A 16,765-nucleotide genomic window follows, 5' to 3' on the forward strand; every position below is an offset into this window, starting at 1 on the left:
AACAGATTCTTCGGAATCAAAATTGATTTCAATGAACTGAGTGACCAATACAAATAACTACTTTCTCTTGTAGAAAGAAGGTATTTGGCACAGTCAATTCATTACCATTCTGTTGGAATGGTAATAGCTTTAGAATTACATGTTCATGTTTACATGAATATTAGTTTTGAAGTCAGTATTCGTTGAGTCACAAAATCTTAAATTGAAGAGTTTGATCATGGCTCAGATTGAACGCTGGCGGCAGGCCTAACACATGCAAGTCGAGCGGAAACGACACTAACAATCCTTCGGGTGCGTTAATGGGCGTCGAGCGGCGGACGGGTGAGTAATGCCTAGGAAATTGCCTTGATGTGGGGGATAACCATTGGAAACGATGGCTAATACCGCATAATGCCTACGGGCCAAAGAGGGGGACCTTCGGGCCTCTCGCGTCAAGATATGCCTAGGTGGGATTAGCTAGTTGGTGAGGTAATGGCTCACCAAGGCGACGATCCCTAGCTGGTCTGAGAGGATGATCAGCCACACTGGAACTGAGACACGGTCCAGACTCCTACGGGAGGCAGCAGTGGGGAATATTGCACAATGGGCGAAAGCCTGATGCAGCCATGCCGCGTGTATGAAGAAGGCCTTCGGGTTGTAAAGTACTTTCAGTTGTGAGGAAGGGGGTGTAGTTAATAGCTGCATCTCTTGACGTTAGCAACAGAAGAAGCACCGGCTAACTCCGTGCCAGCAGCCGCGGTAATACGGAGGGTGCGAGCGTTAATCGGAATTACTGGGCGTAAAGCGCATGCAGGTGGTTCATTAAGTCAGATGTGAAAGCCCGGGGCTCAACCTCGGAACTGCATTTGAAACTGGTGAACTAGAGTACTGTAGAGGGGGGTAGAATTTCAGGTGTAGCGGTGAAATGCGTAGAGATCTGAAGGAATACCAGTGGCGAAGGCGGCCCCCTGGACAGATACTGACACTCAGATGCGAAAGCGTGGGGAGCAAACAGGATTAGATACCCTGGTAGTCCACGCCGTAAACGATGTCTACTTGGAGGTTGTGGCCTTGAGCCGTGGCTTTCGGAGCTAACGCGTTAAGTAGACCGCCTGGGGAGTACGGTCGCAAGATTAAAACTCAAATGAATTGACGGGGGCCCGCACAAGCGGTGGAGCATGTGGTTTAATTCGATGCAACGCGAAGAACCTTACCTACTCTTGACATCCAGAGAAGCCAGCGGAGACGCAGGTGTGCCTTCGGGAGCTCTGAGACAGGTGCTGCATGGCTGTCGTCAGCTCGTGTTGTGAAATGTTGGGTTAAGTCCCGCAACGAGCGCAACCCTTATCCTTGTTTGCCAGCGAGTAATGTCGGGAACTCCAGGGAGACTGCCGGTGATAAACCGGAGGAAGGTGGGGACGACGTCAAGTCATCATGGCCCTTACGAGTAGGGCTACACACGTGCTACAATGGCGCATACAGAGGGCAGCAAGCTAGCGATAGTGAGCGAATCCCAAAAAGTGCGTCGTAGTCCGGATTGGAGTCTGCAACTCGACTCCATGAAGTCGGAATCGCTAGTAATCGTAGATCAGAATGCTACGGTGAATACGTTCCCGGGCCTTGTACACACCGCCCGTCACACCATGGGAGTGGGCTGCAAAAGAAGTGGGTAGTTTAACCTTTCGGGGAGGACGCTCACCACTTTGTGGTTCATGACTGGGGTGAAGTCGTAACAAGGTAGCCCTAGGGGAACCTGGGGCTGGATCACCTCCTTATACGAAGATATTCACGATAAGTGTCCACACAGATTGATTAGGTTTAGAAAAGTTAAGAGACGATATTGGGTCTGTAGCTCAGCTGGTTAGAGCGCTCGCCTGATAAGCGGGAGGTCGGTGGTTCAAGTCCACTCAGACCCACCAATATCGACCTAGATGGGGCTATAGCTCAGCTGGGAGAGCGCCTGCCTTGCACGCAGGAGGTCTGCGGTTCGATCCCGCATAGCTCCACCATCTTTAAGGGTTTTTCCCTAAGAATCTTTAAAAATGGTTTCGAAAGAAATCAAGCTCTTTAACAATTTGGAAAGCTGACTGATTGATTACTTACGAGTAATTCAATCAAATTTAAAAGTTCTCAATGTTTATCTTTTAGATAAACACAACAAACACATTCAAGTGTCTTGTATTCGATTCAAACTTGTTTGAATCACATTGAGTCCGGCAAACAGTCATTGAGAATTAACCCTTCTTAATGACAACCAAAAACCTTGGTTAGTTGCCATACGCTAAGACCCTTTCGGGTTGTATGGTTAAGTGACTAAGCGTACACGGTGGATGCCTTGGCAGTCAGAGGCGATGAAAGGCGTAATAACTTGCGATAAGCCCAGATTAGGTAGTAATAACCTTTTGAGTCTGGGATTCCTGAATGGGGAAACCCACTTACATAAGTAAGTATCCTGTTGTGAATACATAGCAACAGGAGGCAAACCGGGGGAACTGAAACATCTAAGTACCCCGAGGAAGAGAAATCAACCGAGATTCCGAAAGTAGCGGCGAGCGAAATTGGATTAGCCCTTAAGCTTTTAATGAGACAGATGAAGGCTCTGGAAAGTGCCGCAATAAAGGGTGATAGCCCCGTAATCGACATCTCATAATCAGTGAAAACGAGTAGGGCGGGACACGTGATATCCTGTCTGAATATGGGGGGACCATCCTCCAAGGCTAAATACTACTGACTGACCGATAGTGAACCAGTACCGTGAGGGAAAGGCGAAAAGAACCCCTGTGAGGGGAGTGAAATAGAACCTGAAACCGTGTACGTACAAGCAGTAGGAGCACCTTCGTGGTGTGACTGCGTACCTTTTGTATAATGGGTCAGCGACTTAATTTTAGTAGCAAGGTTAACCGTTTAGGGGAGCCGTAGGGAAACCGAGTCTTAACTGGGCGTACAGTTGCTAGGATTAGACCCGAAACCAGGTGATCTAGCCATGGGCAGGTTGAAGGTTGAGTAACATCAACTGGAGGACCGAACCGACTAATGTTGAAAAATTAGCGGATGACTTGTGGCTAGGGGTGAAAGGCCAATCAAACCTGGAGATAGCTGGTTCTCCCCGAAAGCTATTTAGGTAGCGCCTCGGACGAATACTACTGGGGGTAGAGCACTGTTAAGGCTAGGGGGTCATCCCGACTTACCAACCCTTTGCAAACTCCGAATACCAGTAAGTACTATCCGGGAGACACACGGCGGGTGCTAACGTCCGTCGTGGAGAGGGAAACAACCCAGACCGCCAGCTAAGGTCCCAAAGTATAGCTAAGTGGGAAACGATGTGGGAAGGCTCAGACAGCCAGGATGTTGGCTTAGAAGCAGCCATCATTTAAAGAAAGCGTAATAGCTCACTGGTCGAGTCGGCCTGCGCGGAAGATGTAACGGGGCTAAGCTATACACCGAAGCTGCGGCTACGTACCTTAGGGTATGTGGGGTAGGGGAGCGTTCTGTAAGCCGTTGAAGGTGGTCTGTAAGGGCTGCTGGAGGTATCAGAAGTGCGAATGCTGACATGAGTAACGATAAAGGGAGTGAAAAACTCCCTCGCCGGAAGACCAAGGGTTCCTGTCCAACGTTAATCGGGGCAGGGTAAGTCGACTCCTAAGGCGAGGCCGAAAGGCGTAGTCGATGGGAAACAGGTTAATATTCCTGTACTTCTTACAATTGCGATGGGGGGACGGAGAAGGCTAGGTGGGCCTGGCGACGGTTGTCCAGGTTCAAGTACGTAGGCGGGTGGTTTAGGTAAATCCGGACCGCTACTAACGCTGAGATACGATGTCGAGCTACTACGGTAGTGAAGTCATTGATGCCATGCTTCCAGGAAAAGCCTCTAAGCTTCAGATTGTAAGGAATCGTACCCCAAACCGACACAGGTGGTCGGGTAGAGAATACCAAGGCGCTTGAGAGAACTCGGGTGAAGGAACTAGGCAAAATGGTACCGTAACTTCGGGAGAAGGTACGCTCTTATCAGTGAAGTCCCTTGCGGATGGAGCAGACGAGAGTCGCAGATACCAGGTGGCTGCAACTGTTTATTAAAAACACAGCACTGTGCAAAATCGTAAGATGACGTATACGGTGTGACGCCTGCCCGGTGCCGGAAGGTTAATTGATGGGGTTAGACTTCGGTCGAAGCTCTTGATCGAAGCCCCGGTAAACGGCGGCCGTAACTATAACGGTCCTAAGGTAGCGAAATTCCTTGTCGGGTAAGTTCCGACCTGCACGAATGGCGTAATGATGGCCACGCTGTCTCCACCCGAGACTCAGTGAAATTGAAATCGCTGTGAAGATGCAGTGTACCCGCGGCTAGACGGAAAGACCCCGTGAACCTTTACTACAGCTTGGCACTGAACATTGAACCTACATGTGTAGGATAGGTGGGAGACTTTGAAACCGCGTCGCTAGATGTGGTGGAGTCGTCCTTGAAATACCACCCTTGTAGTTTTGATGTTCTAACGTTGGTCCCTGAATCGGGATTACGGACAGTGCCTGGTGGGTAGTTTGACTGGGGCGGTCTCCTCCCAAAGAGTAACGGAGGAGCACGAAGGTGGGCTAAACACGGTTGGACATCGTGTGGTTAGTGCAATGGCATAAGCCCGCTTGACTGCGAGAATGACAATTCGAGCAGGTGCGAAAGCAGGTCATAGTGATCCGGTGGTTCTGAATGGAAGGGCCATCGCTCAACGGATAAAAGGTACTCCGGGGATAACAGGCTGATACCGCCCAAGAGTTCATATCGACGGCGGTGTTTGGCACCTCGATGTCGGCTCATCACATCCTGGGGCTGAAGTCGGTCCCAAGGGTATGGCTGTTCGCCATTTAAAGTGGTACGCGAGCTGGGTTTAGAACGTCGTGAGACAGTTCGGTCCCTATCTGCCGTGGGCGTTGGAAAATTGAAAGGGGCTGCTCCTAGTACGAGAGGACCGGAGTGGACGAACCTCTGGTGTTCGGGTTGTCATGCCAATGGCATTGCCCGGTAGCTAAGTTCGGAATCGATAACCGCTGAAAGCATCTAAGCGGGAAGCGAGCCTTGAGATGAGTTTTCCCTGGCGCTTTAAGCGTCCTAAAGGGTTGTCGTAGACTACGACGTTGATAGGCAGGGTGTGTAAGTGCTGCGAGGCATTGAGCTAACCTGTACTAATTGCCCGTGAGGCTTAACCATACAACACCCAAGGGGTTTTGTGGACTCAATAGAAATACCAAACGCTTGAATGAGTTTGAAGAGAATTTAACAGCTTTCCAGATTATTTTGCCTTCAGTTTTTAAAAAACTGAAAGTAAAAGCAAAATTTGCTTGGCGACCATAGCATTGTGGACCCACCTGATTCCATGCCGAACTCAGAAGTGAAACACAATAGCGCCGATGGTAGTGTGGGGCTTCCCCATGTGAGAGTAGGACATCGCCAGGCTTTAAATTAAATCTTTAGGTTGACCAACCTGGAGATATGGACGCTCACTTAGTGAGTTGACCACTGCGGAGTGGTAGTTCAGTTGGTTAGAATACCGGCCTGTCACGCCGGGGGTCGCGGGTTCGAGTCCCGTCCACTCCGCCACTTATTCGATAACCTCGCCTAGTGCGAGGTTTTTTCGAATCTGAAGTAGTAAAAAGTTTTAGGGGTGTAGCTCCAATTGGCAGAGCAGCGGATTCCAAATCCGCGTGTTGGGAGTTCGAATCTCTCCACCCCTGCCATATACGAAGCCTCAGCAGAAATGCTGAGGCTTTTTTACATCTGTTGCTTCTACGAAGCAATGTTGGGAGCTGGATCGCCAGCCCGGTCTAATCTCCGGAGTGCCGGCCCAGTCCACCCCTGTCATATTTAAGGCTCTAGCAGAAATGCTAGAGCCTTTTTGCTTTCTGAATCTAAGATACGCTATTAGTAAGCCGCGGATTCCCCGAATTACTAAAATAGAGGATGCAGGGATTTCGAATCTCTCTACCCCGCCATATCAAAGCCTCAGTAGAAATGCTGGGGCTTGTTTACGTCTGTTGCTTTGCCAGCTAGCTCGAATCTCCGGAGGGACTCAAGTCCACCCCAGGCTAGACTGCGCGTCCCGTAGAAATGCTAGAGCCTTTATTATTCCTGTCATCTTTAGAAGTTACACTGGAAGTACCAAGTGCTCCTTTAGCTATCTCTATCTACTCAACCTCTTGAACTCCTGCTTAGTACAGCCTTGTCGAATATAAAGACTTAGTTCAAAACCAGAGCTTTCTGATCAACACTCATTTTGTTCTGCAGTTTTGCTAATTAATAACTAGCGATATTAACGCTATTTAAGCGAGACGTTGAGTCCTGTTGTTTTTGTTTCCAGATGAAAGGTGAAGCCTTTCATCTGGCACTTATACAATCTTGTGAGTGGTTTATTGGGTAGACTCGCGACTGCGAATAGGAACTAGGCTGAACTTCCTGAAAGAGTTCTGGCCAAATCTAGTGTTTACCCTACATTGAGATTTTTGATTACTCCAATATCAGTACATCAAATGTCCTAGATACGATCGATGTGCTACATATACCTTTAGCTAGAGCTTCAGTGAGAAAATTGGTAAGTCTGACTTTCATCAGGTATAAAAAAGGCTACCTAAATTAGGCAGCCTAGTTTGATTTTTTTAGATGTTAGCCGAGCTCTTTCTCAGCTTGCTTCGCTTTTTCTATCATAGGAGTGATCGTCGAGCCTTGAACGAGAATCGAGAACACTACTACGGCATAGGTCATAACAAGGATTATCTCTTTAACATCTATTGCCTTATCTTCTATTACCCAGATACCTGAAGGGATTGAAAGTGCCATCGCTAGAGCTAGACCACCACGCAAGCCACCCCAAGTTAGAATCTTAATCGACCATGGGTTGTAAGTTCTAAAGCGTTTAAATCCGATGTAAGACAAGAAAACACTCAAGTAGCGTGCACTCAATACTAGAGGGACTGCGAATGCCATTAAGATCCAGTCTTCTTGGTGGAATTTGAATAGCAGCATCGACATACCAATTAATAGGAATAATACGCCGTTTAAGAATTCATCTATTAATTCCCAGAAATGATCTAGGTGATCTTCACTCTCTTTTGAGAATCCGATAAAGCGAGTCCAGTTACCAATCATGATACCTGATACCACCATTGCTAATGGTCCTGATACATGTAGAACTTCAGCAAACGCATAACCAGCAGTTGGGATACCGATGGTCAATAGTAACTCCATCGAGTGGTCATCGGTGTTGCTGATTAGGTAGTGGAATACGAGACCTAAAACAAAACCGTAGACAATGCCGCCAATCGCCTCTTGAACGAATAACATGGTGACACTACCGACAGTCGGTGCTTCTGTACCGAATGCGATAGTAAATAAGGTTACGAAGATAACCAAACCAAAACCATCGTTAAATAGAGACTCTCCCTCGATTTGAGTAGAGATTCGTCTTGGCGCATCGAGTTTCTTTACGATGGCTAGCACAGCAATGGGATCGGTAGGGGAGATTAGAGAGCCAAACAGTAGGCAGTAAATTAGATCAAATTGAATACCGATGAACTGGCAGAACCCGTACAGCACAAAACCGATAAAGAATGTTGAAAACAGCGTTGCACCTAATGCGAGTACTGTTATTTCCCACTTCTGGTCTTTTAGGTTTGGTAATTTAATCCCCAAACCACCGGCAAAGAGCAAGAACCCCAAGATTCCCTTAAGTAAGAAATCTTCAAAGTTGATACTGGCAACGGTTTCTGAGGCGATGTCAGCCAATTGGAACCAATTGTTTTGTCCCGCAATGATAATCAATAGAGATAACATCATTGAGCCAGCTGTGATGGCGATGGTTGTCTGCATTTTACCAATTTTGGTATTCACGAAAGCAATAAGCATGGCTGCAGCGGACAAGAAGCATAAGGTGTAATAGACCGACATTGGGATTCCAACATGTAACAAAGTATGAATATGAATTTTCGTTGTCTCATGCTCAAATAGCAAACATTTTTTTGTCATGAGTCGGTAATCAATTTCCTTTTTTAGACGTCTAGACTCCTTTTTAATGTGTGATAGGATGGACGGATAATTAAAGGAATGAGGTTGTACCGTGGGAAGTAATGTAAGGCAAAAGATTGACGCTCTGTTGAAGCAACGAATTTTACTGATTGATGGTGGCATGGGCACCATGATTCAGGATTATAAATTGGAAGAGCAAGACTATCGTGGTGAACGCTTTGCTAATTGGCACAGTGACTTAAAGGGCAACAATGACCTTTTAGTTCTTACACAGCCTAAGCTTATCAAAGATATCCATTCAGAATACTTGGAAGCTGGGGCTGACATCCTCGAAACCAATACCTTTAACGCTACAACCATCGCTATGGCCGACTATGATATGGAAAGCCTTAGTGAAGAAATTAACTTTTCTGCTGCCAAGCTTGCTCGTGAAGCGGCTGATGAATGGACCGCAAAGACCCCAGAAAAGCCTCGCTTCGTCGCGGGTGTATTAGGTCCAACTAACCGAACTTGTTCTATCTCGCCTGATGTAAACGATCCAGGTTATCGAAATGTTAGCTTTGACGAGTTAGTTGAAGCTTATTCTGAGTCGACTCGAGCGCTTATTAAGGGCGGTTCAGACTTAATTCTTATCGAAACTATCTTCGATACGTTGAACGCGAAAGCGTGTGCTTTTGCGGTTGAATCCGTTTTCGAAGAAGTGGGCATTACTCTACCTGTTATGATCTCCGGTACCATTACTGATGCTTCAGGTCGTACGCTTTCAGGTCAGACGACAGAAGCATTCTACAACGCACTTCGTCATGTAAAACCTATCTCATTTGGATTGAACTGTGCATTAGGTCCTGATGAACTGCGAGAGTACGTTGGTGAGATGTCTCGCATCTCAGAATGTAACGTTTCCGCTCACCCTAATGCAGGTTTGCCTAACGCATTTGGTGAGTATGACCTTTCGCCTGAAGATATGGCTGAGCACGTTAAGGAATGGGCTGAAAGTGGCTTCTTGAACCTAATTGGTGGCTGTTGTGGTACTACTCCAGAGCATATCCGCCAAATGGCTGAGGCAGTTGAAGGTGTAACGCCGCGTCAATTGCCGGATTTACCTGTTTCTTGCCGTCTTTCGGGACTAGAGCCACTGACGATAGCTAAAGAATCTTTGTTCGTGAACGTGGGTGAGCGTACTAACGTTACCGGTTCTGCCCGCTTTAAGCGCCTTATTAAGGAAGAGCTTTACGACGAAGCCTTGAGTGTTGCTCGAGAGCAAGTTGAGAACGGTGCTCAAATTATCGATATCAACATGGATGAAGGGATGCTAGACGCTGAGGCGTGTATGGTTAAATTCCTTAATCTATGTGCGTCAGAACCAGAAATCTCGAAAGTGCCAGTCATGGTCGACTCTTCTAAGTGGGAAGTTATCGAAGCTGGTCTGAAATGTATTCAAGGCAAAGGTATCGTTAACTCAATCTCTCTAAAAGAAGGCAAAGAGAAGTTTGTTGAGCAAGCCAAATTAGTTCGTCGTTATGGTGCAGCTGTCATTGTGATGGCGTTCGATGAAGTCGGGCAGGCTGATACTCGAGAGCGTAAAGTCGAGATCTGTACCAATGCCTACAACATTCTTGTTGATGAGGTTGGCTTCCCACCTGAAGACATTATTTTTGACCCGAACATCTTCGCGGTTGCTACTGGTATTGATGAACATAACAACTATGCGGTCGATTTCATCGAAGCTGTAGGGGATATTAAGCGTGATCTCCCTCATGCGATGATCTCTGGTGGTGTATCGAACGTGTCGTTCTCATTCCGCGGTAACAATTACGTTCGTGAGGCAATCCACGCAGTATTCCTATATCACTGTTTTAAAAATGGTATGGATATGGGTATCGTAAACGCTGGTCAGCTGGAAATTTACGATAATGTTCCAGAAGATCTGCGTGATGCTGTTGAAGATGTTGTATTGAACCGTCGTGATGATTCGACTGAACGATTGCTTGATATGGCGACCGAATACCTAGAGCGTGCTGTCGGTAAGGTTGAAGATAAATCTGCTCTAGAATGGAGAACTTGGCCTGTAGAGAAGCGCTTAGAGCACTCTTTGGTTAAAGGTATCACCGATTTTATCGTTGAAGATACCGAAGAAGCTCGCGTTAATGCCTCTCGCCCTATCGAGGTGATTGAAGGCCCTCTAATGGACGGCATGAACGTTGTCGGTGACCTATTTGGTGAAGGTAAGATGTTCTTACCACAGGTTGTAAAGTCTGCGCGTGTTATGAAACAAGCGGTTGCCCACCTAGAACCATTCATCAATGCATCGAAAGAAGTGGGCGCAACTAACGGTAAGATTCTATTAGCGACCGTTAAAGGTGACGTACACGATATTGGTAAGAATATCGTTGGCGTGGTTTTACAGTGTAATAACTACGAGATCATCGATTTAGGCGTAATGGTTTCTTGTGAGAAGATTCTCAAGGTCGCAAAAGAAGAGAATGTCGACATTATTGGCCTGTCTGGACTGATTACACCGTCTCTTGATGAAATGGTACACGTTGCCAAAGAGATGGAAAGACAAGGTTTTAAGCTTCCTCTATTGATCGGCGGCGCAACTACATCTAAAGCGCACACTGCGGTCAAGATTGAACAAAATTATTCAGAACCTGTTGTATACGTAAATAATGCCTCGCGCGCTGTAGGTGTGTGTACTTCACTACTTTCTGATGAATTGAAGCCCGCTTTCGTTGAGAAGCTAGATATCGACTATGATCGCGTTCGAGACCAGCACAATCGTAAGAAGCCGCGCACTAAGCCTGTCACACTTGAAAGAGCTCGTGCCAATAAAGTCGCTATCGATTGGGATGCGTATACTCCACCGGCACCGGCTAAACCGGGAGTTCACATCTTCAATGATTTTGATGTGGCGACTTTGCGCCAGTACATCGATTGGACTCCATTCTTTATGACGTGGTCTTTGGTTGGTAAGTACCCTGCGATTCTTGAACATGAAGAAGTGGGTGAAGAAGCAAAACGTTTATTTAAAGATGCTAACGATCTACTGGATCGCGTAGAGAAAGAGAAGTTACTTGAAGCTCGTGGTATGTGTGCCATGTTCCCAGCGAACAGCGTTGGTGATGATATTGAAGTGTATACCGATGAGTCTCGTACTGAAGTTCTAAAGGTTCTACATAACCTTCGTCAACAAACCGAAAAGCCTAAAGGGTTTAACTATTGTCTGTCTGATTACATTGCGCCAAAAGAGAGCGGTAAAGCGGACTGGATTGGTGGTTTTGCGGTGACCGGCGGTATTGGTGAGCGAGAACTGGCTGATGAATACAAAGCGAAAGGTGATGACTACAACGCAATCATGATTCAAGCGGTTGCTGACCGATTGGCTGAAGCGTTCGCGGAGTATCTGCATAAAGAAGTGAGAAAGGACATTTGGGGTTACTCGCCAGATGAGGACTTGTCTAACGACGATTTGATTCGAGAGAAATACCAAGGTATCCGTCCTGCTCCAGGTTATCCTGCTTGTCCAGAGCACACAGAGAAAGGCACATTGTGGGAGTTGATGGACGTTGAGAAGGCCATCGATATGTCACTGACGTCTAGCTACGCGATGTGGCCAGGTGCTTCAGTATCAGGGATGTACTTCTCACACCCTGATGCTCGATACTTTGCGATAGCCCAGATTCAACAGGATCAAGTAGATAGCTATGCCGACCGTAAAGGCTGGGACATGTTAGAAGCCGAGAAGTGGTTAGGTCCAAACATTAACTAGTTTGAATCTATAACGAGCTTTGATTCGTAAAGTTAAAAAGAGAAAGGGTTGCTGAATGGCAACCCTTTTTGTATTTGTGATTTAGTTATTTATCTGTCGATGATAAACGGACTTTCTATTCAAATAACTCTTGGTGCAGTTTTTGAATCGCCAACTTAGAAACAGATTCATCTAGCAAGAAACACAGGTTGTGTGGGCTTGCTCCGTAACAAATCATGCGTAGGTTGAAATCTTCAAGAGTGCCGAATACCTGCTTCGCATAGCCCTTGCTTTCGCTCATGTTGTTACCAATAAGCGCAACAAGGCATAGGTCGTGCTCAATATCGACAGAACACAGCTCTTCAAGCTCAAGACGAGCGGCTTCAGGTAACTCAGGAGCACCACCTGAAGTGTCTGTTTGATCGAGAGTCAGTGACACACTGATCTCTGAGGTGGTGATAAGATCGACCGAGATCTTATGTTTAGCAAGGATCTCGAATACCTTTGCCAAGAAGCCATAGGCATGGAACATGTTAGCGCTGCGGAGTGTAACCATAGTTTGGTTGCAGCGTAGGGCAAGCGCTCTAAATAGAGGGGAGCTTTCAACCTCTTGACGAATCCAAGTTCCACCGAGCTCTGGTGCTTTAGAAGATCCAACAAATACCGGGATTTGGTGGCGCAGTGCAGGTACTAGAGTTGATGGGTGTAAGATCTTCGCACCAAAGTTTGCCATTTCCGATGCTTCACTAAAGCTGATCTCTGGGATAGGAGAAGCTTTAGGTGCAATACGAGGATCAGTGGTGTAGATACCCGGAACATCCGTCCAGATTTCTAAACCAATCGCCTGTACAGATTCGGCAATCAATGCTGCTGAGTAATCACTGCCACCGCGGCCTAAAGTCGTGGTGTTGCCTTCACTATCAGCGCCGATAAAACCTTGAGTAACGACAACTTGCTGTTGGCAAAGTGGCATAAGTTTCTCTTGCGCTAGAGCGGAAATATCTTCGAGTTGAGGTTCTGCTTTGCCGAAGTCATCATTAGTGCGCATCACTTCTCTGATATCAAAGCGAACTGCAGGTGTGCCTCGTTCACGAATGATCTGAGCCAAGATGTGTGTCGACATCAACTCGCCACATGCGACAAGGTGATCAGTTAGTTTAGTACTGGTTTGAAATGATGCCGCTTCTGCTGCGCTCGCAATGTCATCAAGAATGCTGTGAACTTCTTTTTCGATGCTGACTGAGTCTGCCAGTTGGCCAAGAATTGCGTTATGAATGTCCGCTAATTGAGCCATCAATTCCTGACGACGAGCTTTATCTTGAACGCCATTCGCCAGTTCAACGAGCAAATTGGTCACACCAGAACACGCAGAACTTACGACTAACTTGGTATTTGAGTTGTTTTCAATAATGGCAGCACAACGGCTCATTGCTTCAAAGTTGGCAACACTTGTCCCACCAAACTTAGCGACATTAAAAGAACCAGCTACATTAGATGCACTCACGATATATCTCCCACGACTTCCTAAAATAAAATTACGGTTGGGTAATCCAACGTCCGATGTTTTTCGAAGAGAGTTTTAGAGCAAAAAGAGAGGAATTATTAGAATAGTAACCTCAGAAGCTCTTCACCATATAGAAATGGCGACAGTTGACGGGATTCAGCCCGCTCAACCGATAATAAAGGTCCTGCATCCTTTTATTATCTCGGCACTGCTCCCCATAAATGTTTTGTATTGGAAATGCGGTTCCACAAAACACCTGCCTGGGCAGTGCTCCTCTTCTGCTAGATAGCCATTTCATTGAACGTGTTTGCGGTAACAATGTCAATCCGTAACTTGAGATAATTGAAAAATAATTTTAACAATTATGTGACAGTGGTTTGACCTCAATACTTATGGCTAATTGCTGAGGTAATCAATTTGCTTTAGGGTGGATTGTTCACAACATTAACGTAAGGGATGTACATGTCTAATTTAACACTCACTACTGCTATCGATAGCTTTTATCCACCACACCGAACGTTAATGGGACCAGGTCCTTCTGATATCTCACCTCAGGTACTGCAGGCTCTAAGCCGTCCGACGATTGGTCACTTAGATCCGCTTTTTATTGCGATGATGGATGAGCTTAAACAGCTTCTTAAATACGCTTTTCAGACTGAAAACGAATTTACGATTGCCGTTTCTGCACCGGGCAGTGCGGGTATGGAGACCTGTTTTGTTAACTTGATTGAGCCTGGTGAAAAGGTGATTGTTTGTCGTAACGGTGTCTTCGGTGAGCGTATGCGAGAAAACGTGGTGCGCTGTGGTGGCGAAGCGATCCTTGTTGATGATGAGTGGGGCAAGCCCGTATCCGTTGAAAAAGTAGAACAAGCATTAGCGCAAAATCCAGATGCTGTTGCGGTTGCTTTTGTGCATGCAGAGACATCAACCGGAGCGCTATCTGATGCTCAAGCTATCTCAGCTATCGCTCGTCAGTTTGATGCGTTAACGATTGTTGATGCAGTGACATCACTAGGTGGTGTGCCATTGCTGGTTGATGAGTGGCAGCTTGATGCGGTTTATTCTGGAAGCCAAAAGTGTTTGTCTTGTGTGCCGGGTCTATCTCCGGTGACTTTCTCTCAGCGTGCCGTTGATAAAATGAAATCGCGCCAGTCACCTGTGCAAAGTTGGTTCTTAGATCAAAGCCTAGTATTAGGTTATTGGAGCGGTGAAGGTAAGCGTAGTTATCACCATACTGCACCCGTAAATAGCCTCTATGCACTGCATGAGTCGCTGGTTTTGTTGAAAAATGAAGGCTTAGATAATGCGTGGTCTCGTCATCATGCGATGCACCAGGAGCTTAAAGAAGGCGTAGAAGCTCTAGGGTTAAAGTTTGTGGTTGATGAAGAGAGTCGCCTGCCGCAGCTGAACGCACTTTATTTCCCTGAAGGAATTGATGAAGCTAAGATCAGAACGCAGCTTTTAGAAGAATACAATCTTGAAATCGGTGCAGGGCTGGGCTCTTTGGCTGGTAAGGCATGGCGTATCGGCCTGATGGGTTACGGCGCTCGTAAAGAGAATGTCGCGTTGTGCCTAAAAGCGCTAAAAGATGTTTTGCAGTAGCTGCAATGAACTGAAATTAAAAAGAAAAGCGCCCGAGAGATCGGGCGCTTTTTTGTGTCTAACCGAAAGGTCAAAAATGGTGCTTCAGTTCCGAATTCTAAACATCACTCAGCAGATGAAACGGTATCTTCTGCTTGTGACACTTTCTTATACTGAACCTTTGAAAAGTCTCTATCTGGGAACAAGAAGCTTGCTTCACTACGAATTTGTTCCGCCTTGCTGTGATCCCCCAATCCTTGATAAGCAAGAATAAGGTTGCTGTAAAAAGCCGGCCTAGGCTTACTCTTGATGATCTCTAACGACCAGTCGATATAAGGCTGGATAAGGCTAGGGTCTGCTTTATAGAGACCAATATTAAGGTATGTGCTGTATATGTCCCAATCATAGCGATCTTTCCAGACTACGGGGTTGGTTACTTGCTTAAGAATGTCTGGGTTTTTAGGCTTAGACAGCTCAAACTTAGTCAGGACATAGTTGGTATGCAGAGCGCTCAACATATAAAAACTGACCAAGATAGGTATTACTAAGCTCGATACTCGAAACAAGGTTTTATTGATGATACTGAACGGCTGTTGATAGTGTCGGGAAGAGCGTTGATCGACCCAGTAAATCAATATAATGAATGTTATCCAGTGAATCGCCGAGTGGTAAAAAGGATACTCAAGTTGAGAGTGCAAAAGGATTGGGATGAATAACGCGAGCAGGGCTAGACGCGTTCCCTTTGCAGAACTTGCTATGCGTGACATAACCAATATTGCAGCAATCAAGATTCCGATGATTGGTACTATGCCCCCTTCAACTCCCCAAAGCAGGAACTCATTGTGAGGGTGATCCATTGAAGGAAGGCCGGGATGATAGTTCGAGTTGAGTTGATGTTGGCGAGCCGTATACAAGATGTACTCAGATTCAAATTTCCCGTAACCATAACCGGTAAATGGCTTTTCGATCATCATATCTAGAGCTTGTGGGAAGGTATAAGCTCGTGGGCTTTCTAGATTCACCTTCTTGCTAGCGATACTGTCTGTAGCACTGAGGTTAATAACCGTAAACGCAACAGCGATACCAGCCACTACTGATATACACCATCCGTAGAAGCGTTTTTTTGTCGAGAATTTGTATAGATAAGGCAGAATGCAGACAAACCCAATGACGGCAGCTAACCATCCTGTACGTGATGCGATGATGATCAGTAGTGGCACGGTTAAAGTTGGGGTCAGATACAGTAAGAAAGACTCACTGATCTTATGGTTATATTTAGCGGGCTGCCTTGCTAAAAGGTAAGCTGAAAGCACAAAGCCCGTAGCAAGGAAGCTTGCCATTACATTCGGTTGTTGGAATATCCCATATGGTCGGTTTGCCGCTGTGTTGTAGCCAAATAGGTTGCCAGGCTCCAAGAAGAAATATTGCACATAGCCAAATAGTGCTTGTATGACAACAGCAAGCACAATGAACCACAACATGCGCTGCTTGTGCTTATTGCTGAATTTAAATTGCTGCAGCACGACGAATAATGCAAAGCCCGCCCACAATCCAAGCAAGCGTCCTGAAGCTCCTTGAGGAGCTGCATTGCTGTATAAAATGGGTAGTGTGAGTATGATGCAGCTTATCAACAAGCCAATCGTTAATTTTGAATACTTAAGTACTCGGTTGGTAGCGAGTTGGTAAAAGCCAATTGCTAGCGTGAAGCTTAGCGCCAGCCAAGTTGTTGGGTTAAATGATAACGCAAGCCCCGAGCCTCCAGGGTTAGGCATGAAAAAATGCATGGCTAACAAGAATACAACAGCTAAAGAAGCCAGAAATGCTTTGTTGAGTGGTAGCTGAGTGACCTGATTTTCTAGCTGGGTACCGCTAGTGTGTATTGTTGCCATAAATCCCTAACCTTATAAAAACAGAGCTTGTTCCTTCTGAAACAAGCTCTGTTACTTTA

The 16,765-nt window shown here is 46.2% G+C and carries 5 protein-coding genes, 4 tRNA genes, 3 rRNA genes and 1 riboswitch; of the genes, 9 read left to right on the forward strand and 3 right to left on the reverse strand.

Features of this window, described 5'->3' with window-relative positions; translation table 11 throughout:
- The first annotated feature begins 199 nt into the window (after positions 1-199).
- From OC193_RS01645 to OC193_RS01675, 7 genes are all read left to right on the forward strand, one after another.
- Positions 200-1,754: ribosomal RNA gene (locus OC193_RS01645) — 16S ribosomal RNA — on the forward strand.
- A gap of 67 nt (positions 1,755-1,821) precedes the next feature.
- A tRNA-Ile gene (locus OC193_RS01650) sits at positions 1,822-1,898 on the forward strand.
- Between the two features lie 14 nt (positions 1,899-1,912).
- A tRNA-Ala gene (locus tag OC193_RS01655) sits at positions 1,913-1,988 on the forward strand.
- A 294-nt stretch (positions 1,989-2,282) separates the two neighbouring features.
- Positions 2,283-5,176, forward strand: a 23S ribosomal RNA gene (locus tag OC193_RS01660).
- Positions 5,177-5,306: 130 nt separating this feature from the next.
- Positions 5,307-5,422 (forward strand): 5S ribosomal RNA (gene rrf / locus OC193_RS01665).
- The 16S, 23S and 5S rRNA genes sit together here with 4 tRNA genes alongside, the layout of an rRNA operon.
- Positions 5,423-5,489: 67 nt before the next feature.
- Positions 5,490-5,566 (forward strand) — tRNA-Asp (locus OC193_RS01670).
- A 60-nt stretch (positions 5,567-5,626) separates the two neighbouring features.
- Positions 5,627-5,703 (forward strand) — tRNA-Trp (locus OC193_RS01675).
- A gap of 922 nt (positions 5,704-6,625) precedes the next feature.
- On the opposite strand, the gene OC193_RS01680 is transcribed toward OC193_RS01675, so the two are convergent.
- The gene (locus OC193_RS01680) at positions 6,626-7,906 is read right to left on the reverse strand and encodes a cation:proton antiporter (protein WP_048662713.1); all 1,281 of its coding nucleotides are present in this window, start codon (positions 7,904-7,906) and stop codon (positions 6,626-6,628) included.
- Between the two features lie 169 nt (positions 7,907-8,075).
- Here OC193_RS01680 and metH point away from each other — a divergent pair, with 169 nt between their 5' ends.
- Positions 8,076-11,753 (forward strand): methionine synthase, encoded by a 3,678-nt coding sequence (metH, locus tag OC193_RS01685; protein ID WP_048662714.1) that lies wholly within the window; start codon positions 8,076-8,078, stop codon positions 11,751-11,753.
- 115 nt (positions 11,754-11,868) lie between these two features.
- Here the strand turns inward: metH and lysC are convergent, their stop codons facing one another.
- Positions 11,869-13,236 (reverse strand): lysine-sensitive aspartokinase 3, encoded by a 1,368-nt coding sequence (gene lysC / locus OC193_RS01690; protein ID WP_048657939.1) that lies wholly within the window; start codon positions 13,234-13,236, stop codon positions 11,869-11,871.
- A 108-nt stretch (positions 13,237-13,344) separates the two neighbouring features.
- Positions 13,345-13,522: riboswitch (Lysine riboswitch) on the reverse strand.
- 176 nt (positions 13,523-13,698) lie between these two features.
- Between lysC and OC193_RS01695 the strand changes: the two genes are divergently transcribed.
- A complete protein-coding gene (locus OC193_RS01695; protein ID WP_048662715.1) occupies positions 13,699-14,838 on the forward strand; it encodes a pyridoxal-phosphate-dependent aminotransferase family protein in 1,140 nt (379 codons plus the stop codon).
- A gap of 104 nt (positions 14,839-14,942) precedes the next feature.
- Here the strand turns inward: OC193_RS01695 and OC193_RS01700 are convergent, their stop codons facing one another.
- Positions 14,943-16,706 (reverse strand): PglL family O-oligosaccharyltransferase, encoded by a 1,764-nt coding sequence (locus tag OC193_RS01700; RefSeq protein ID WP_048662716.1) that lies wholly within the window; start codon positions 16,704-16,706, stop codon positions 14,943-14,945.
- Positions 16,707-16,765 lie beyond the last annotated feature (59 nt).

The sequence above is a fragment of the Vibrio crassostreae genome (assembly GCF_024347415.1).
GTDB classification, from domain to species: Bacteria; Pseudomonadota; Gammaproteobacteria; order Enterobacterales; family Vibrionaceae; genus Vibrio; species Vibrio crassostreae.

Excerpts from the sequence above, each read along its gene's own strand:
- OC193_RS01680 (WP_048662713.1), bottom strand. The coding sequence starts at position 7,906 with ATGTCGGTCTATTACACCTTATGCTTCTTGTCCGCTGCAGCCATGCTT.
- OC193_RS01695 (WP_048662715.1), top strand. The coding sequence starts at position 13,699 with ATGTCTAATTTAACACTCACTACTGCTATCGATAGCTTTTATCCACCA.
- OC193_RS01700 (WP_048662716.1), bottom strand. The coding sequence starts at position 16,706 with ATGGCAACAATACACACTAGCGGTACCCAGCTAGAAAATCAGGTCACT.